Genomic DNA, 18571 nt, shown 5'->3' with positions numbered 1-18571 from the left:
GTATGAGTAAAATGCGTGTTTATGAATTTGCAAAACAACATCAGTTAACGAGTAAAGATGTTATAGCGAAATTAAAGAATATTGGGTTTCCAGTTTCAAGCCATATGGCTGTCATTGATGACAAGGCAATCGAAAAACTGGGTCAGAGCGTCAGTTCCCAAGCCGGGAAACCTAAACCCAATAACCCAAAACCCGGCTCTAATAAAAAACCGGAAGCAAGAGAACAAAGACCGAACGTTAAACAAAACAGAAAATCAACAGAATCGGAAAAAAGCGATTCAGATACAGGGGTACGTGTGAAGGAAACTAAAACGAATAATAATCGGCAGAAAAGTAACTTTAAAAAAGACAATCATCGCAGGTCACAGAATCATAATAAAAACTTTAAGTCTAAGAAAAACTTCGGCAAGCCTCAGGCACCAAAACAAGAAAAGAAGCTGCCTGAAAAAATAACTTTTCTTGGTTCATTAACCGTTAGCGGACTTGCTGAGAAACTTGGCAGAGAATCAACTGAAATTATAAAAAAACTTATGGCTCTAGGAGTTATGGCTACCAAAAATCAAGAGCTTGATAAGGATACAATTGAATTAATTGCGGATGATTACGGTGTCAAAGCTGAGGAGGAAGTCGTATTTGATGTGACAGCCTTCGAGGACTATGACAATGAGATTAATGAGGAAACAGCGGTGATCAGACCGCCGGTTGTGACGATTATGGGCCACGTTGACCACGGTAAAACAACGCTTTTGGACTCTATTCGCCATACTAAAGTGACTGCAGGGGAAGCTGGGGGCATCACACAGCATATTGGCGCTTATCAGATTGACCATGAAGGCAAGCGCATCACATTTTTAGATACACCAGGGCATGCTGCCTTTACAACGATGAGAGCGCGCGGAGCCCAAATCACTGATATTACCATTCTTGTGGTTGCAGCGGATGACGGCGTCATGCCTCAGACAGTTGAAGCAATTAACCATGCTAAGGCAGCCGGCGTTCCGATTATTGTTGCTGTTAACAAGATGGATAAAGAAGGGGCTAACCCTGACCGTGTTATGCAGGAATTAACAGAGCACCAGCTCGTCCCTGAAGACTGGGGCGGTGACACGATTTTCGTCAAGCTTTCCGCTGTACAAGGTGAAGGTATCGATGAACTACTGGAAATGATTTTACTTGTATCCGAAATGGAAGAATACAAGGCTAATCCAGATCAACTGGCAAGAGGAACAGTTGTCGAAGCACAGCTCGACAAAGGGCGCGGGCCAGTCGCAACATTGCTTGTCCAAAATGGATCATTGAAGGTTGGGGACCCTATCGTCGTTGGAAACACCTTTGGCCGCGTCAGGGCAATGGTTAATGATCTTGGCCGCCGGGTTAAGATAGCAGCACCTGCCACACCTGTTGAAATTACAGGTTTAAATGATGTACCGCATGCCGGGGACCAATTTCAAGTCTTTGAGGACGAGAAGAAAGCGCGGCAAATCGGTGAAACAAGAGCAGAACGTGAACTTATGGCTCAGCGCGGAGAAACCTCGAAGGTTAGTCTGGATGATCTTTTCCAGAAAATAAAAGAAGGTGACATGAAAGAGATCAACGTGATTGTTAAGGCTGACGTGCAAGGCTCTGTTGAAGCTTTGGCTGGATCACTTCGAAAAATTGATGTTGAGGGCGCCAAAATTAACATCATTCATACCGGTGTCGGCGGGATCACGGAGTCTGATATCATTTTAGCATCCGCTTCAAATGCCATAATTATTGGCTTTAATGTCCGGCCAGATGGTAATGCTAAGAAGACAGCGGATACAGAAAAGGTTGATATTCGCCTATATCGTGTCATTTATGATGCTATTGATGAGATGGAAGCTGCGATGAAAGGGATGCTTGATCCAGAATTTAGGGAGAAAGTGATCGGCCAAATCGAAGTCAGAACAACATTTAAAGTATCAAAAGTTGGGACCATTGCAGGCTGTTATGTGACGGAAGGCAAAATTTCTAGAGATGCCGGGATTCGTTTAATAAGGGACGGCATTGTGATTTATGAAGGTGAAGTGGATACACTGAAGCGTTTTAAAGATGATGCGAAAGAAGTGGCAACAGGCTACGAATGCGGTGTGACACTGGAGAAGTTCAATGACATCAAAGAAGGCGACACGATGGAAGCCTATGTGATGGAAGAAATTAAGAAATGATTATTGGCGTTGTGCGATGCGAATGCATGCTGTACAATGCACAGTCACTTAAGGATAAACGCGCCGTCATTAAAAGCATTTTAACCAAAGCCAAACAGCGGTTTAATATTTCTGCTGCTGAAATTAGTTTCCATGAGGCATGGCAGCGGACCGAATTAGTATTCACGTCTGTTGCAAATGAAAAAGTCGCTGTTGAGAGAGAGCTGCAAAAGGCAATCAAGCTGATCGATCAAAACGGTGACATTGAAAGAACTGAAACCATCTTTGAATGGCTTTAAAGCGAGGTGTTAGCAACATGGCAAATTTACGCGCTCATAGGGTTGGCGAACAAATGAAAAAAGAGCTGAGTGATATTATCGGCAACCGTATTAAGGATCCTCGTGTGGGCTTTGTTACGGTCACAGGGGTTGATGTGACCGGCGATTTGCAGCAAGCGACGGTTTATATTACCGTACTAGGAAACGATGAACAAAAGGAAGATACCATCAGCGGTTTATCCAAAGCTAAAGGATTTATCAGGTCTGAGGTTGGCAAGCGCATTCGATTGCGGAAAACACCGGAAATCAGCTTTAAATTTGACGAATCGATCGAATACGGCAACCGGATCGACAGACTGCTTCATGACTTGAATAACGGGGAATAACAGGGAAAGGATAGGCTGATGTCTATCCTTTCTCCATGCAGAGAAGGGGGCTTTGCCATGGCGGATTATACCGGCATTTTACCTTTATACAAACCTAGGGGGATGACTTCCCATGACTGTATCAGCCGCTTAAGGGGGCTGTTAAAATATAAAAAGATCGGTCATACTGGTACATTAGATCCGGCTGTCGATGGGGTGCTGCCAATTTGTTTTGGCCGTGCAACAAAGGTCGCTCAGTATCTTACGGACTTGCCAAAGTCTTATGACGGCGTTATTCGCCTTGGGTCAGCAACTACGACTGAAGATCAGGCCGGGGAAGTCATCGAACAGATGGATCTTACTGAGAGTTTTACACGGGAGAAAATTGAAACAGTTTTTGATCAATTTATAGGGGGAATTGTACAGATACCGCCTATGTATTCAGCGGTTAAAGTCAATGGCAAGAAGCTTTACGAATATGCAAGAAATGGCCTGACTGTGGAAAGGCCAGCGCGTGAAGTAATCATTTATGATTTAACATTGAATAGTGTTGAGAATAGGTTCGAAGACATCATCCCTTTCATGGTGAATTGCAGCAAAGGCACATATGTCAGAACTCTCGCTGTCGACATTGGAAAAGCATTAGGTTACCCTGCCCATCTTGAAAAATTAACAAGAGTTCGATCAGGTCTTTTTTCCTTGAAAAACTGCTACACATTTGAAATGCTTCAACAGAAAATTAATGAGGACAGCTTTGCATCATGCCTTTCGGACATGAGTTTGGCATTAAAACACTTAAAATCATTGACGGTTGATGACCAGACAGCAAAGCGGGTAATGAACGGTGCTGTCTTAAATCTGCCAAAGGGCTTTCAAAATAGTATCTTTACCATATATAATAAGGATGGTGATTGCCTGGCTATATACCAGCAACATCCTACCAAACCAGAATTAATGAAACCTGATAAAGTTCTTGTTAATAAATTATAGAAGGTGACTGCAATGGAAAAGATATATTTAACACATCCGCCTGATATTAATCATGACGACACAAAAGAGAAAGTCATTGCACTCGGCTATTTTGACGGCGTCCATATCGGCCATCAGAGAGTTATTAAGGCCGGTGTCGAAATGGCTAGAGAAAAGGGTCTGCAAGCAGCCGTAATGACCTTTCACCCCCATCCTTCGATGGTGCTAAAACAGTTGAGGAAAAGGGACAACTATCTCACTCCTCCAGATGCTAAAGCGGAGGTTATCGCCGATTTGGGGGTGGATTTAATCTATTTTGTCACATTCAATGAGACCTTCAGCCGCCTTTCACCCCAGGAATTTGTGGATGAATACTTGATCAAGCTCCATGCCAAACATGTTGTTGCAGGCTTCGATTATACTTACGGCAGAATGGCAAAAGGGAATATGGAAAACATTGGCGAATATTCTCGTAAAATGTTTTCGTATTCAGTTATATCAAGGGTTGATATGGACGGGGAGAAAATTAGTACAACAAAAATCCGCGAATTAATTTCAGATGGTGCGGTTGATCGTGCAGCGCGGTATTTGGGCAGGCCGTATGAAATGAAGGGTGTTGTCGTCCATGGAGACAAACGCGGGCGAACAATTGGATTCCCAACGGCTAACATACAATGTGATGCACCCTACGTTTACCCTGCAAATGGTATTTATACAGTTCAAATGAAGGCGAATGGCCGCTGGTATAACGGATTGTGCAGCATAGGGATTCGGCCGACTTTTTATGATGATAATCAGCCTGTGACAATAGAAGTGTACCTATTAGATTTTAATGGTGATCTTTACGGAGAAGAAGTTACCGTCTCTTGGGGAAAGAAACTAAGGGATGAGGAAAAGTTTGATAATGTAGAAGATCTTGTTGCCCAAATGGAAAATGATAAAGTAAAAGCGATTTGTTATTTTTCTCAGGAAGATGGTTTATAATAGAAGGACACCCGCATTTTTCGCTTTTTTCGACCTTTTACCGTAATGACTTGAATTCTGGCTAAAAAACATGTATGCTAATTATTGTTGTATAAAAAACCGCAGCATGGCGATTCGCATACACCGGCGGTTGCTGGGCTGACGGGGATTCGAAACAGGAGGTGAAACAGGATGGCCTTAACTCAAGAACGTAAAAACGAACTGATCAGTGAGTTCAAAACTCATGATAATGATACAGGTTCGCCGGAAGTGCAAATTGCTATCCTAACTGAGCAGATCAACACGCTGAATGATCACTTGCGTACACACAAGAAGGATCACCATTCACGTCGCGGTCTACTTAAGATGGTTGGTAAACGTCGTAATCTTCTTACTTACTTGCGTAACAACGATGTTACACGTTACCGCGAGCTTATTAACAAGCTCGGTTTACGTCGATAATTACTAAAAAAAGCGGGAGGTTTCCCGCTTTTTTATTAGCAAAAAATATTGTTTAAACAAATCGATTAAATTAGAGAGGGGCACCCATAATCATGGAACAAGATAAGCAATCATTCACCATGGATTGGGCCGGCCGCCCGTTAACTCTTGAAATTGGCAGCCTTGCCAAGCAAGCTAACGGTGCTGTGTTGGTTCGATACGGTGATACGGTCGTTTTATCAACTGCGACCGCTTCTAGCGAACCAAAAGATTTACCTTTTTTCCCTTTAACAGTGAACTACGAAGAACGTCTATACGCTGTTGGCAAAATTCCTGGAGGCTTTATCAAACGGGAAGGCCGGCCTAGTGAAAAAGCGATCCTTGCCAGCAGGCTTATTGATCGTCCAATACGTCCATTATTCGAGGACGGTTTCCGAAATGAAGTCCAAATTGTCAGTATGGTCATGAGTGTTGATCAAAACTGTTCTTCCGAAATGGCAGCAATGCTCGGATCATCTCTGTCACTTTGCATTTCTGACATACCTTTTGACGGGCCGATCGCCGGTGTGATTGTCGGACGGGTTGATGGTGAATTTGTGATAAACCCTTCGGTTGAACAAATGGAAAAGAGCGACATCCATCTCACTGTTGCCGGCACCAAAGCCGCTATAAATATGGTAGAAGCAGGGGCGGATGAGGTACCTGAAGAAGTCATGCTTGATGCCATTCTATTTGGACACGAAGAAATCAAAAAACTTGTTGCTTTCCAGGAAAAGATTGCGGCTGAACTTGGAAAAGAAAAGATGGCCGTTGTTCTATTTAAAGCAGAAGAAGCGCTTGAGCAGCGCGTTCGTGAATTGGTCGGCGACCGCATGAAGCAAGCGATCAAGACTTTTGAAAAACATGCAAGAGAAGATGCGATTAATGCAGTGAAAGCTTCGGTTCTTGAAGTCTTTGAGGCTAATGAAAATGAAGATGATATTGGACAAGTTGAGGATGTCTTACATAAGATTGTTAAGGAAGAGGTTCGGCGCATGATTGTTACCGAGCATATTCGTCCTGATGGTAGGCGCATCAACGAAATTAGGCCGCTTTCTTCTGATGTCGGCTTATTGCCAAGAACGCATGGGTCGGGTCTTTTCACTCGGGGACAAACCCAAGCCCTTAGCATTTGTACTTTAGGAGCACTTGGTGACGTTCAAATCCTCGATGGGCTGGATGCTGAAGAATCCAAACGATTCATGCATCATTATAACTTTCCGCCATTCAGCGTTGGCGAAGCACGCCCAATGAGAGCACCGGGACGCAGAGAAATTGGACATGGTGCGCTTGGCGAACGCGCATTAGAGCCTGTCATTCCTTCTGAAACCTCTTTCCCTTACACGATCCGTCTTGTATCGGAAGTTCTTGAATCAAATGGTTCAACATCACAGGCAAGCATTTGTGCCAGTACACTCGCCATGATGGATGCGGGGGTTCCGCTTAAGGCTCCGGTTGCCGGCATTGCAATGGGTCTTGTAAAGCACGAGAACGATGTTGTTGTCTTAACCGATATTCAAGGCATGGAAGACGCCCTTGGCGATATGGACTTTAAGGTTGCCGGCACTGAAAAAGGCGTGACTGCTCTTCAAATGGATATTAAGATTTCTGGAATTAACCGTGATATCCTGGAAACGGCTCTGCATCAGGCAAAAGAAGGCCGCATGACCATTTTGAATTCAATGCTGGCTACACTAGACGTACCGAGAGAAGAACTCTCACAATACGCACCTAAAATTTTAACCATGACGATTAATCCTGATAAAATTCGCGACGTGATTGGACCAAGCGGGAAAATCATTAATAAAATTATTGAGGATACCGGAGTAAAAATTGATATTGAGCAAGACGGTACAATCTTCATTGCCTCGAGCGATCCCGAAATGAACGATAGGGCAAAAGGAATTATTGAAGATCTGGTCCGGGAAGTAAAGGTTGGCGATATCTTCTTAGGAAAGGTCAAACGTATCGAAAAGTTTGGTGCTTTTGTAGAACTTTTCAACCAAAAAGACGGACTTGTTCACATATCCGAGCTTGATAAAAAACGTGTTAATAAAGTTGAAGACATCCTGAGCCTTGGCGATGAGGTTTTGGTAAAAGTCATTGATATCGACAAACAAGGCAGGATTAAGCTGTCAAGAAAACAAGCCATGACTGATGAAAAGGAAGAAAAGGAAGAAAAGAATAGTCAGGAATAAGAGGCAGGTCAAAAGGACCCGCTTCTTTTTTTAGTTAATCAGAAAGTATAGTTATGCTCCTCCACTTCGTTTTGTCGCAAGGCAGCAAAGTATAGTTATGCTCCTCCACTTCGTTTTGTCGCAAGGCAGCAAAGAAGCGGATTCAAGCAGTAGCCTTTCTGACGCACATAAGTGCACTGGCTAAAGACGTAACATCCTGTTACAACGCCAGTACTAGCACGTCCTGTGCGTCGCAACTACGCCTCTGGCTTCGCCAATCGGTTTTCTTTATTCCCTGAGACTTGTTCTACTCCCCTTACCAAAGTGCATAAAGTTGTACAAGGGGGGAATAGGTATGAAAAGAAAACATGCCATGCATCTCATACTTTTTGCAGGTTTACTAGTGTTAACCCTTGGAAGTTTCACAAATCCATATACCGCCATGTTTATTTGGCCAGATGCAACAAAAGCCATGACGTCGTCAGCAGGGTCAATACATAATGACTTGTATAAGAAAATTAAGGTATTTAGTGCCAAACATGATATCAAACCTATTGATGCAAAAATAGATAAGATTTGGAAAGCCATTCCGGGTTATAACGGTTTGTCTGTTGACATTAAGGCTAGTTATAAAAAGATGAAGCAGGATGGTTTTGATACTGAAAAAATTGTTTATTCAGAAGTGCCGCCGAATATTCATTTGAATGATTTACGGCCTGCCCCAATTTATCGCGGGAACCCGGAAAAGCCTATGGTATCGTTATTAATAAATGTGGCATGGGGAAATGAATACATCCCGCAAATTCTAAAGATGTTAAATAAGTATCATATTAAAGCAACGTTTTTTCTTGACGGCAGCTGGACCAAAAAGAATGCTGACCTCGCTAAGATGATAAGTGAAGAAGGACATGATATTGGTAATCATGCATACAGCCATCCAGACTTGAACAAACGGTCTAAGGCTGAAACAACAGAAGAATTAAAAAAGACGAATGATATTATTCAAGCAACGTTAGATATTAAACCAAAATGGTTTGCACCGCCAAGCGGCAGTTTTAATCAGCAAACGGTTGATACCGCTGATCAGCTTGGAATGAAAACAATTTTATGGACCGTGGACACTGTGGATTGGAAAAATCCTTCACCAGTGGACATGGTCAGACACGTTGTTACAAAGGTAGAGAGCGGCTCAATGATTTTAATGCACCCAACGAAATCTGCTGCAGCTGGTTTGGAGGACATGATAGTCGGCATTAAAGAAAAAGGGTACCGATTCGGCACGGTATCGGAACTAATGAGCGAAAAAAGAATAAACCGGTAGAAAAAATACTTTCAAAATGTCTCAAAATTGTGGTTGATTGTCTAAAATGTTATAGTGGTTCTAGGAAAAAGAATGACTGGACTTAGGAGGAGACATCTTTGACACAAAAGCACACCTGTTCGAATGGCGTGCGTATCTTACTTGAGAAAATCCCCACCGTACGTTCCGTAACGATCGGTGTCTGGATTGGAACAGGATCACGTCATGAAACGGAAAGAAACAACGGAATTTCACACTTTATTGAGCATATGCTTTTTAAAGGAACAGCCAAAAGAAGTGCACGTGACATCGCGGAAGCATTTGACCAGATTGGCGGTCAAGTGAATGCGTTTACTTCGAAGGAATATACATGTTATTATGCAAGGGTTCTTGATGAACATGCTCTATATGCAGTTGATGTGCTTTCGGATATGTTTTTTCATTCAGCACTGAATGAGGGTGAGCTGAAAAAGGAAAAGCAAGTCGTTAACGAAGAAATCAAGATGTATGAAGATACTCCGGATGATCTCGTCCATGATCTGCTAAGTGAAGCAAGCTACGGTCAACATCCACTTGGCTACCCCATTCTTGGTATTGAGGAAACGCTAAATAAATTTCATTCGGATGACCTAAGAAATTATATGAACAATTATTATACACCTAATAATATTGTCGTCTCAATTGCCGGAAATGTTGATGAATCAATCATTGAATCTGTTGATGCAACCTTTTCTCAATACGATGTCACCGCGAAAGAGATCGGGCATGAGGCACCGGTGTTTCACTCTGGCAAACTTGCCAGAAAAAAGGAAACAGAACAGGCTCATATTTGCCTTGGTTTTAAAGGAATAGCAAATGGTAATGAAAGCGTTTATCCGTTAATCGTAATGAATAATATTCTCGGCGGCAGCATGAGCAGCAGATTGTTCCAAGAGGTTAGGGAGGACAAGGGGCTCGCCTACTCTATATTCTCATATCACACGTCATATAGGGACAGTGGTCTATTGACAGTTTACGGAGGAACAGGCGCAGAACAGCTTGACCAGCTTTACGATACGGTTCTTGCATCTCTTGATCATTTGGTGAAAAAAGGTGTCAGTGAAAGGGAATTAAGAAACAGCAAGGAACAAATCAAAGGAAATATGATGTTAAGTCTTGAGAGCACCAGCAGCAGAATGAGCCGAAATGCCAAGAACGAACTAATCTTGGGCCGTGATCGACCGATGGATGAAATGTCTACCAAAATTGACCTTGTTTCTCTCTCTGATGTGCATGAAATTGCCGCTTCTATTTTTAACGGAAGTTTTTCCTGTTCAGTTATCAGCCCTTCGGGAGCGCTTCCGAAGGCAATCAATAAATAAATTGTTTAAGCGGCCAAAAGTGCCGGCCAAATAGTAAACCGCCCTTTTTGAACAATGGGCGGTTGCTTTTTTTTTTGCTCACCGTCCGAGCACCCCCCACATACTATAATCCGAGGATTCACTAAAATACGTTCCCTCGAACGCCTAATTACTTAGAGAGGGGAGATATGCCTGCAAATGTTAACAGGGAAGAAACTCGTCATTTTAGGTGGAGATGCCAGACAGCTTGAGGTGATCAAAAAATTAAATGAACTTGATGCTCAGCTATCATTAGTCGGGTTTGACCAGCTTGATCAGAATTATAACGGGACTTCAAAAGTCGAATTGGATGAAGTTGACTGCGCCGAAGTAGACAGTATTATATTACCGACAAGCGGGGCAAGCGACGAGGGAATTATAGAAACAATATTTTCGGATAAAACGGTGAAAATAACCAAGGAGTGGCTCAAAAGGACCCCGAAGCATTGTACCATTTATACCGGTATCAGCACACCATATCTCAGTTCTATTGCCAAAGAATCAAATAGGGATATTGTGGAGTTATTTGAACGTGATGATGTTGCTATATATAACTCTGTTCCCACCGCTGAAGGAGTTCTAATGATGGTGATCCAAAATACCGATATCACCATCAATCAATCAAAAGTTGTCATATTAGGCCTAGGCAGAATCGGAATGTCTTTTGCACGAACGTTTCAGGCGCTTGGTGCCAATGTACGGGTGGGGGCCCGCAGACCTGAACACCTGGCAAGGGTTTCTGAGATGGGTATGAAGCCATTTTATATTCGAGATCTTGAACAGAATGTCCACGATATCGATGTATGCATTAACACAATTCCGGCAAGGGTTTTGGACGGCGAGGTTTTATCCAATATGCCGGTAAATGCCCTAATTGTTGATGTGGCATCAAAGCCGGGAGGCACCGACTTTCGTTATGCGGAAAAGCGGGGAATAAAAGCCATTTTAGCTCCAGGACTCCCTGGGATCGTCGCGCCCAAGACAGCAGGGAGAATTATCGCAAATGTCCTATCGGAACTGCTGCAAGATAAATTTCAAGGGGGTTCAAGGTAATGAGTCTAGAGGGGAAACATATTGGATTAGGGATTACGGGATCACATTGTACCTATGACCAGGTTGTTCCGCATATTCAGGACTTTATTGATGATGGCGCCAAAGTGACGGCTTTTGTCACCTATACAGTAAAAAATACAGTAACTCGATTCGGTGACGGACGTGATTGGATTAAGAAAGTCGAAGAATTAACTGGAAACGAAGTCATTGACTCTATTGTAACAGCAGAACCCTTTGGACCAAGAACACCGCTTGATTGCATGGTTGTTGCGCCGCTAACAGGAAATTCAATCAGCAAGTTTGCTAATGCTATGACGGATTCTCCTGTTTTAATGGCTGCCAAAGCCACCCTAAGAAATCTTAATCCTGTGGTGCTGGGTATATCAACAAATGACGGATTAGGTCTTAACGGCGCCAATATCACTAAGTTGCTTGCAGCGAAAAATATTTATTTTATACCATTTGGGCAGGATGATCCGGAAAAGAAACCTAATTCACTCGTCGCGAGGATGTCGCTGATGAAAGATACAGTTGAAGAAGCGATAAATGGGAAGCAATTGCAGCCTTTGATCATAGAGAAATTTAGGGATTAAGGCGATCCTTCTTCCATCCAAAACATATTATGATAAAATAGTAATAGTTTTAGTAAGGGGAAACGTTATCTGTTTCTCCTTCATTCAATTAAATGAACTTATACCTAATAAACGATGGATCGAAGGAGGCAGTTATCATGTTAAATACAAATGGATTACACGTGGCTGTTGTAGGAGCAACTGGTGCAGTAGGAAAACAAATGCTGGATATGTTATCAGAGTCCGCATTACCGATCAAAGAATTAACCCTTCTTGCATCCAAACGATCAGCTGGGAAAACGATATTATTTAAAGAAACAGAGATAACAATAAAAGAAGCTCTTCCCGAAGCCTTTGAAGGTATCGACATCGCTCTCTTTAGTGCAGGTGGCTCTATTTCAAAACAACTAGCACCGGAAGCTGTTAAAAGAGGTGCTATTGTCATAGACAATACAAGCGCTTATCGAATGGATGATGGGGTTCCGCTTGTTGTTCCTGAGGTAAACGAAAATGAGTTATTTAATCATCAGGGGATTATCGCCAACCCGAATTGTTCAACTATACAGATGGTTGCAGCACTGGAACCTATACGCAAGTCATACGGTCTTAAAAGGGTTATTGTATCCACATATCAGGCTGTATCAGGTGCGGGTTTGTCTGCTCTCGAAGAAATGGAAACACAATCAAGAGATGTTTTAGACGGGAAAAACACTCAACCTAATATTCTGCCGGTTAAGGGTGATGACAAACATTATCAAATTGCCTTTAACGCTATCCCGCAAATTGATAAATTTCAGGAAAATGACTTCACCTTTGAAGAAATGAAAATGATCAATGAAACGAAGAAAATCATGGGTGATTCGGGGTTGAAGGTGACAGCAACCTGTGTCCGATTGCCGATCGCGACTAGTCATGCGGAATCAGTATATATTGAAGTTGATAACGAAGGAGATGCGTCAGCCCCTGACATCAAGCGGTTATTGTCAGAAGCACCGGGAGTTGTTCTTCAGGATGATCCTAAACAACAAGTCTATCCGATGCCTGTTGATGCAGTAGGAAAAAAAGAGGTCTTTGTCGGCAGAATCCGTAAAGATCCAGATTATGCGGGCGGTTATCATATGTGGATCGTTTCAGATAATCTTTTGAAAGGTGCTGCCTGGAATTCCGTTCAAATTGCAGAAAGCTTAGTTAAACTCGGAATTATTAAAGCTTAAATGAAGGAGTTCGTAGCAATATGAATATCATTGTTCAAAAATTTGGCGGGACATCTGTCAAATCAGAGGATGACCGTCAGCGGGCAGCAAAGCATGTTATTAAGGCAGTGGATGAAGGCTATAAGGTTGTCATAGTTGTTTCAGCAATGGGACGTGTAGGTGAGCCTTATGCGACGGATACTCTGCTTGGGCTGGTCAATCCACGTTTTGCTTCGCCGCGTGAAACCGATTTGCTTATGTCTTGTGGTGAAACAATTTCATCCATTGTATTTTCTAATATGTTAAAAGAAAACGGATTGAAGGCCGAGGCATTGACAGGTGGTCAGGCGGGATTCCGAACCAATGATACGTTTACAAGGGCCCGTATCATGGAAATGAAAACTGAGCGGATTGAAAAAATGCTGGCAGCATTGGATGTGGTTGTTGTTGCAGGCTTCCAAGGTCAAACGAATGCTGGGGAGACGACAACGATTGGCAGAGGGGGCAGCGACACGTCTGCCGCAGCGCTTGGTGCCTCTCTAAATGCCGAATGGATTGATATTTTTACAGATGTTAAGGGAGTGATGACAGCGGATCCTCGGATTGTATCTGATGCCCGTCAATTATCAGTTCTCACCTACAATGAAGTCAGCAATATGGCTTATCAAGGGGCGAAAGTGATTCATCCTAGAGCAGTCGAAATTGCTATGAACGCGAAGGTGCCAATGCGAATTCGTTCGACACACCACGACGACCCTGGAACATTAGTGACTACGATTAAAAAAAGAGGAAGGGGTCAAGATGTTCAGGAAAGGCTTATTACCGGCATAACAAACCTCGGTGGTGTTGTTCAAATTCGTGTCAACGCCAAAAAAGATGACTTTGACCTGCAGTCCAAGGTCTTCAAAGCAATGGCGGTAAAACAAATTAGTGTTGACCTGATCAACATCAGCCCGCAAGGTGTTGTTTATACAGTCATGGAGCCATTGGCGGATCTCGCCGTTGAAACGCTGGCCTCACTAGGTTATCAGCCAGAGGTACTCAGAGGCTGTGCAAAGGTGTCCTTAGTCGGTGCGGGAATTGCCGGTACGCCCGGTGTTACCGCCAAAATCGTAAACACGCTTACGAAGAGCGGCATTCGTATTTTGCAATCAGCTGACTCTCATACGACGATATGGGTGCTGGTGGATGAAGATCAAATGAAGCAGGCCGTGATTGCCTTGCATAAAACATTTGAACTGGAAAAAGAGGATCATGAAGTGGCGATTGATCAATCTTAAAGGAGCTGGAAGTTTTGAATGACGGTAGACTGTTAACAGCGATGGTCACCCCCTTTAACGACAAAGGGGAAGTATGCTTCGAACGGACGACAGCAATAGTTGAGCATTTAATAGAAAATAAAACCGAGGGCCTTGTTGTAGCCGGGACAACAGGTGAATCACCGACACTTTCAAACGCTGAGAAGCTTAAATTATTTGAACAGGTTGTAAAAATTACGGACGGCCGCGTCCCAGTGATCGCGGGGACAGGCAGCAATAATACGAAAAGTACGATTGAGTTTTCCAAGGAGACCGAAGCATTGGGTGTCGACGGCATAATGATTGTGGCGCCATATTATTCTAAACCAAATCAATCAGGGCTTTATCAGCATTTTAAAACGATTGCCGAAAATATCAAGCTGCCAATAATGATTTATAACATCCCGGGACGTTCTTCAGTGAATATCACTCCCGATACGATTATTGAGTTATCCAAAATTGATAACATTACATCAGTCAAGGAGGCAAGCGGCAGCCTCGACCAGATGGCTGAAATTATTGCACAAACAGCAGACGATTTTGTATTATACAGCGGTGATGATGGCTTGACACTTCCCGCCCTCTCGATCGGTGGACAGGGCGTTGTCTCGGTTGCTTCGCATCTTGTTGGAGGGCACATGTCAAAAATGATAGAGGCGTTCCTCGCGGGCGATCACCGCGGTGCAGCAAAAGACCACTTGACTATGCTGCCATTAATGCGGGCGATATTTGCAGCCCCAAGTCCTGTTCCTGTTAAAACATTATTAAATCAAAATGGCGTTGAAGCTGGCGGGGTAAGACTCCCTATGCTGCCTCTGAATGAAGATGAGCATGCTAGCCTAAATAAGGTATATGAAATCTACCTCCAAAAAGTTAAATAGCATTAAATAAGGGATCAGCACTGACGGCTGATCCCTAAAATTATCTTCCCAGCACATTTTATTATTTTTGAACTTGTACTTTAATTTTGGAATCGGTTATAATAAAAGAAATGATTAGTACGGGTGAACCAGATGGCTGTTTAACTTAATAGGAGGAATGCCCATTGTCAAAGCATAAGGATGACGAGGTAAAGATTTATGCAATGGGCGGCGTTGGTGAAGTTGGCAATAATATGACAGTCATTGAAGTGAATAAAGATATTTTTATTATCGATGCGGGTTTAATGCACCCTAACGATGATATGCTTGGTGTTGATACCGTGATTCCCGATGCGGCATATTTAGTGGAAAATAAGGACCGTATTAAGGCTATTTTATTAACTCATGGACATCAGGCTCATATCGGCGGCTTGCCGTATTTACTTAAGGATTTGAAAGCACCGGTTTACGGAACAAAACTGACGATCGCTCTGCTTGAAGAAAAGTTAAAGGATGTTAATGCTCTGAAAAGGGCTAAACTAAACACGATCGAACCCGGCAAAGATTTAAGGATTGCTGGTCGTACGATTGCCTTCTTCAGAACGAATCACAGCGTTCCTGATTCTGTAGGATTTGCTATTTACACTTCTCAAGGAGCAGTTGTACATACCGGGGATTTTAAATTTGACTATACACCAGTGGACGGCCAAAAGCCCGATATCAGTAAAATTTCCCGAATCGGTGACAGAGGTGTTTTATGCCTTTTATCCGACAGCAAAAACGCTGAAGTCCCAGGTAAAACACGGTCTGATGCAGTGGTCGGCGAAAATTTGGACGATATTTTTTACTTTGCCAAAGGCCGTGTCATCACATCACTGTATGCCACGAATATTCACAGAATACAACAAGTGGTTCAGGCAGCTGTGCAAAATAACCGGAAGATTGCCATCGACGGGCGTTATTTGGAACGAATCGTGGGCATGGCCACTAAACTCGGTTATCTTGACATACCTAAAGGGACATTAGTCAATTTAGACAGGATAAATAAACTTAAAGATCATCAAATAGCCATCTTAACATCAGGTATTGAAGGCGACCCGATTTCACCCCTAACTCGCATTGCTAGTCATTCACACAAACGGTTATCGCTAACAGAAAACGATTTATTTATTTTTGCATCATCGTCAACACCAGGTAATGAGAAAAGCGTAACAAAGGCTATTGATTCATTGATGAGAATTGGAGTTAAAGTTATTTACGGGGACCGGGTCCATACATCTGGCCATGCTTCCCAAGAAGAACTTAAGCTTATGCTGGAATTAATTAGGCCAAAGTATCTCGTACCAATTCGCGGTGAATTTAGAATGTTAAAGGCTCATCAAGACTTGGCCGTTTCAAATGGTATTCCGCTTCATCATATTTTCCTTTTGGATAAAGGTGATGTTGTTGAATTTACAAAAGGACAGGCAAGGCAAATCGAGAAAGTCCCGGCAGGTCAGCTTTTGGTTGACGGCCTAGGTGTCGGTGATGTCGGAAATATTGTTTTGCGTGACCGCCGGCTATTATCCCAGGACGGCACTCTCGTCGTCGTTGTGACGCTGGGCAGACAGTCCAAGAAGATTCTGTCTGGACCTGAAATCATTACACGGGGATTTGTCTATGTCCGCGAATCGGAGAAATTGATTGAAGATGCGAATAACATCGTTGCAGAAGTCTTATCGCAAGCACTGACCAAAAATGTCTCTGAATGGTCATCATTGAAAAATGGGATAAGAGACTCTTTGGGCAAGTACCTGTACGACAAAACCAAACGCCGTCCAATGATACTGCCAATTATCATGGAAATATAAAACCAGAAAACAACACTCGCGACAGCAGTGTTGTTTTTGCTTTTTGGGGAAATACAAAATATCGGCTTGTGGGGCAATGTTTGGTAATATTGTCAAGGAGCGCGGATTAGACCGTGGTAAGATATAAGGGCTCTATTTATGCCGCAATTGTAGTTCGTTCGATTTAATAAAACTATTGTTGTATTAAATAAAGCAAGCTACCGTTGTTGCTTCGCCATGGATTCCATATTTATTGAGTGCCTGCCACTATAATTCCAATCGGATTAAACCAAAAATCCAAAATCAGTAAAATTAAAGGGAGAAATGGTCTTCAGCCGGTGATGAACGCCCGAGATTGATAAAAAGACGGTGTTGAGATCGTTCAAAGAGATTAACGGAAGAAACGGCGACATTTGGGTATTAAACGAAACATAGGCTTTAGGCATAAAAGCATCTTCTCCATCAAATACTACCTTTAGTATGAGGAAAAGGAGAGATGTGAGCATGCCTGAAGAACAACCGGAAAGAGGACAAGAGCAAGAGCAGGCACAAGAACAAAATGCTATACTTAATCAAATTCAAAAGCTCGGTCAAACCCAGGCTCCAGAGGCACAGTCGAATATTCATTGCTTGACGATCGTTGGTCAAATCGAGGGACATCTGGCATTGCCGCCAAAAAATAAAACGACAAAATATGAACACCTGATTCCCCAGCTTGTTGCGATCGAGCAAAATGATCAAATTGAGGGATTAATGGTTATTCTTAATACTGTTGGCGGTGATGTCGAGGCGGGACTCGCGATCGCTGAAATGATTTCGACGATTTCCAAGCCGGCCGTAACTTTGGTTATGGGCGGCGGTCACTCCATCGGTGTTCCAATTGCTGTGGCTTCGGATTACTCCTTTATAGCCGAGAGCGCGACAATGACCATCCATCCGGTCCGAATGAACGGACTTGTTATCGGTGTGCCGCAGACATTCGAGTACTTGGATAAAATGCAGGACAGGGTTACACAGTTTGTTGTTTCACATTCTAATATAACCGAGGATAAATTTAGAGAATTGATGTACAGCCAAGGCAATTTAACGAGAGATATCGGAACGAATGTCGTTGGAACGGATGCCGTAGAATATGGGCTTATTGACGAGGTCGGAGGTTTGGGTCATGCCCTTGGAAAATTGCAAAACTTGATTGATGAAAACAAGGGAAAGCAGCCAGATGAGCAGGTGGTCCAATGATCCTTTATACGATTTATCCTCACGACGTTATTTTTGATGAGGAAGAAGACCAAGCAAAAAAGAAGCAAAAAACATTGGAGATGAACGGAGTCAAGCTGATCGTTGAGGAGACGGAAGGTGACGACTATAAAATCCTTCAGTTGATCAGCTCAGATCCCAATCACTTTCTTGACCAGCGCTATCAGCCCGGCGAAATGGTTACAATGAAGCCCTTACTTTAAAAAATACATTTCCCAAGATAAAAATGGACAGTGATTTAAACAAATCACTGTCCTTAATCTGATTAGTAAACCCGGGCCATACGCAATATCCCATCCAAGACGCAGTGTCGGACGCAGTCAACGCTCATTGAGACGCGAATACCTCCTAAGACGGAAAGACCAAAGCGGGACGCCAAATTGTTGGGCATGTACTCTTAGGCATGTACTCTTTCATTTTATTAGGTGTT

The 18571-nt window shown here is 43.0% G+C and carries 17 protein-coding genes; all 17 read left to right on the top strand.

The features are described from left to right. Positions 1-2 precede the first annotated feature (2 nt). The 17 genes from infB to EV207_RS06505 all read left to right on the top strand — a co-directional run bounded on the left by infB (position 3) and on the right by EV207_RS06505 (position 18344). Complete coding sequence (gene infB, locus EV207_RS06585; RefSeq protein ID WP_132744896.1) at positions 3-2189, top strand: translation initiation factor IF-2; 2187 nt, start codon at positions 3-5, stop codon at positions 2187-2189. Further along, a complete protein-coding gene (locus EV207_RS06580; RefSeq protein WP_132744894.1) occupies positions 2186-2467 on the top strand; it encodes a DUF503 domain-containing protein in 282 nt (93 codons plus the stop codon). The genes infB and EV207_RS06580 overlap by 4 nt, the downstream gene beginning before the upstream one ends. A gap of 17 nt (positions 2468-2484) precedes the next feature. Then, a complete protein-coding gene (rbfA, locus tag EV207_RS06575; RefSeq protein WP_132744892.1) occupies positions 2485-2832 on the top strand; it encodes a 30S ribosome-binding factor RbfA in 348 nt (115 codons plus the stop codon). 57 nt (positions 2833-2889) lie between these two features. Beyond that, positions 2890-3801: a tRNA pseudouridine(55) synthase TruB gene (gene truB, locus EV207_RS06570; RefSeq protein WP_132744890.1), complete on the top strand. Its 912-nt coding sequence runs from the start codon at positions 2890-2892 to the stop codon at positions 3799-3801. A gap of 12 nt (positions 3802-3813) precedes the next feature. After that, the gene (locus tag EV207_RS06565; RefSeq protein WP_132744888.1) at positions 3814-4764 is read left to right on the top strand and encodes a bifunctional riboflavin kinase/FAD synthetase; all 951 of its coding nucleotides are present in this window, start codon (positions 3814-3816) and stop codon (positions 4762-4764) included. Between the two features lie 171 nt (positions 4765-4935). Next, a complete protein-coding gene (rpsO, locus tag EV207_RS06560; RefSeq protein WP_132744886.1) occupies positions 4936-5205 on the top strand; it encodes a 30S ribosomal protein S15 in 270 nt (89 codons plus the stop codon). A 92-nt stretch (positions 5206-5297) separates the two neighbouring features. Then, positions 5298-7421, top strand: a complete 2124-nt coding sequence (gene pnp, locus EV207_RS06555; protein WP_132744884.1) for a polyribonucleotide nucleotidyltransferase — start codon at positions 5298-5300, stop codon at positions 7419-7421. 334 nt (positions 7422-7755) lie between these two features. Beyond that, entirely contained in the window at positions 7756-8721 is a 966-nt protein-coding gene (locus EV207_RS06550; RefSeq protein WP_132744882.1) for a polysaccharide deacetylase family protein, read from the top strand. 98 nt (positions 8722-8819) lie between these two features. Beyond that, the gene (locus tag EV207_RS06545) at positions 8820-10061 is read left to right on the top strand and encodes a M16 family metallopeptidase (protein WP_132744881.1); all 1242 of its coding nucleotides are present in this window, start codon (positions 8820-8822) and stop codon (positions 10059-10061) included. 177 nt (positions 10062-10238) lie between these two features. Next, on the top strand, positions 10239-11132 hold the full coding sequence (dpaA, locus tag EV207_RS06540) for a dipicolinic acid synthetase subunit A (protein WP_132744879.1): 894 nt from the start codon (positions 10239-10241) through the stop codon (positions 11130-11132). Further along, positions 11132-11725: a dipicolinate synthase subunit B gene (locus EV207_RS06535; RefSeq protein WP_132744877.1), complete on the top strand. Its 594-nt coding sequence runs from the start codon at positions 11132-11134 to the stop codon at positions 11723-11725. Before dpaA ends, EV207_RS06535 begins: the two co-directional genes overlap by 1 nt. A gap of 137 nt (positions 11726-11862) precedes the next feature. Further along, positions 11863-12918, top strand: a complete 1056-nt coding sequence (gene asd, locus EV207_RS06530; protein ID WP_132744875.1) for an aspartate-semialdehyde dehydrogenase — start codon at positions 11863-11865, stop codon at positions 12916-12918. Between the two features lie 20 nt (positions 12919-12938). Next, positions 12939-14177, top strand: a complete 1239-nt coding sequence (dapG, locus tag EV207_RS06525) for an aspartate kinase (RefSeq protein WP_132744873.1) — start codon at positions 12939-12941, stop codon at positions 14175-14177. Positions 14178-14191: 14 nt separating this feature from the next. Further along, entirely contained in the window at positions 14192-15076 is an 885-nt protein-coding gene (gene dapA, locus EV207_RS06520; protein ID WP_279389175.1) for a 4-hydroxy-tetrahydrodipicolinate synthase, read from the top strand. A 164-nt stretch (positions 15077-15240) separates the two neighbouring features. Continuing rightward, positions 15241-16905 (top strand): ribonuclease J, encoded by a 1665-nt coding sequence (locus EV207_RS06515; protein ID WP_132744871.1) that lies wholly within the window; start codon positions 15241-15243, stop codon positions 16903-16905. Between the two features lie 483 nt (positions 16906-17388). Beyond that, on the top strand, positions 17389-18123 hold the full coding sequence (locus EV207_RS06510) for a ClpP family protease (protein ID WP_132744869.1): 735 nt from the start codon (positions 17389-17391) through the stop codon (positions 18121-18123). Next, the gene (locus EV207_RS06505) at positions 18120-18344 is read left to right on the top strand and encodes a YlzJ-like family protein (RefSeq protein WP_132744867.1); all 225 of its coding nucleotides are present in this window, start codon (positions 18120-18122) and stop codon (positions 18342-18344) included. Before EV207_RS06510 ends, EV207_RS06505 begins: the two co-directional genes overlap by 4 nt. Positions 18345-18571 lie beyond the last annotated feature (227 nt).

It is taken from the genome of Scopulibacillus darangshiensis (assembly GCF_004341035.1).
Classification (GTDB): domain Bacteria; phylum Bacillota; class Bacilli; order Bacillales; family Sporolactobacillaceae; genus Scopulibacillus; species Scopulibacillus darangshiensis.
This window is presented reverse-complemented; position numbering and strand designations above follow the sequence as displayed.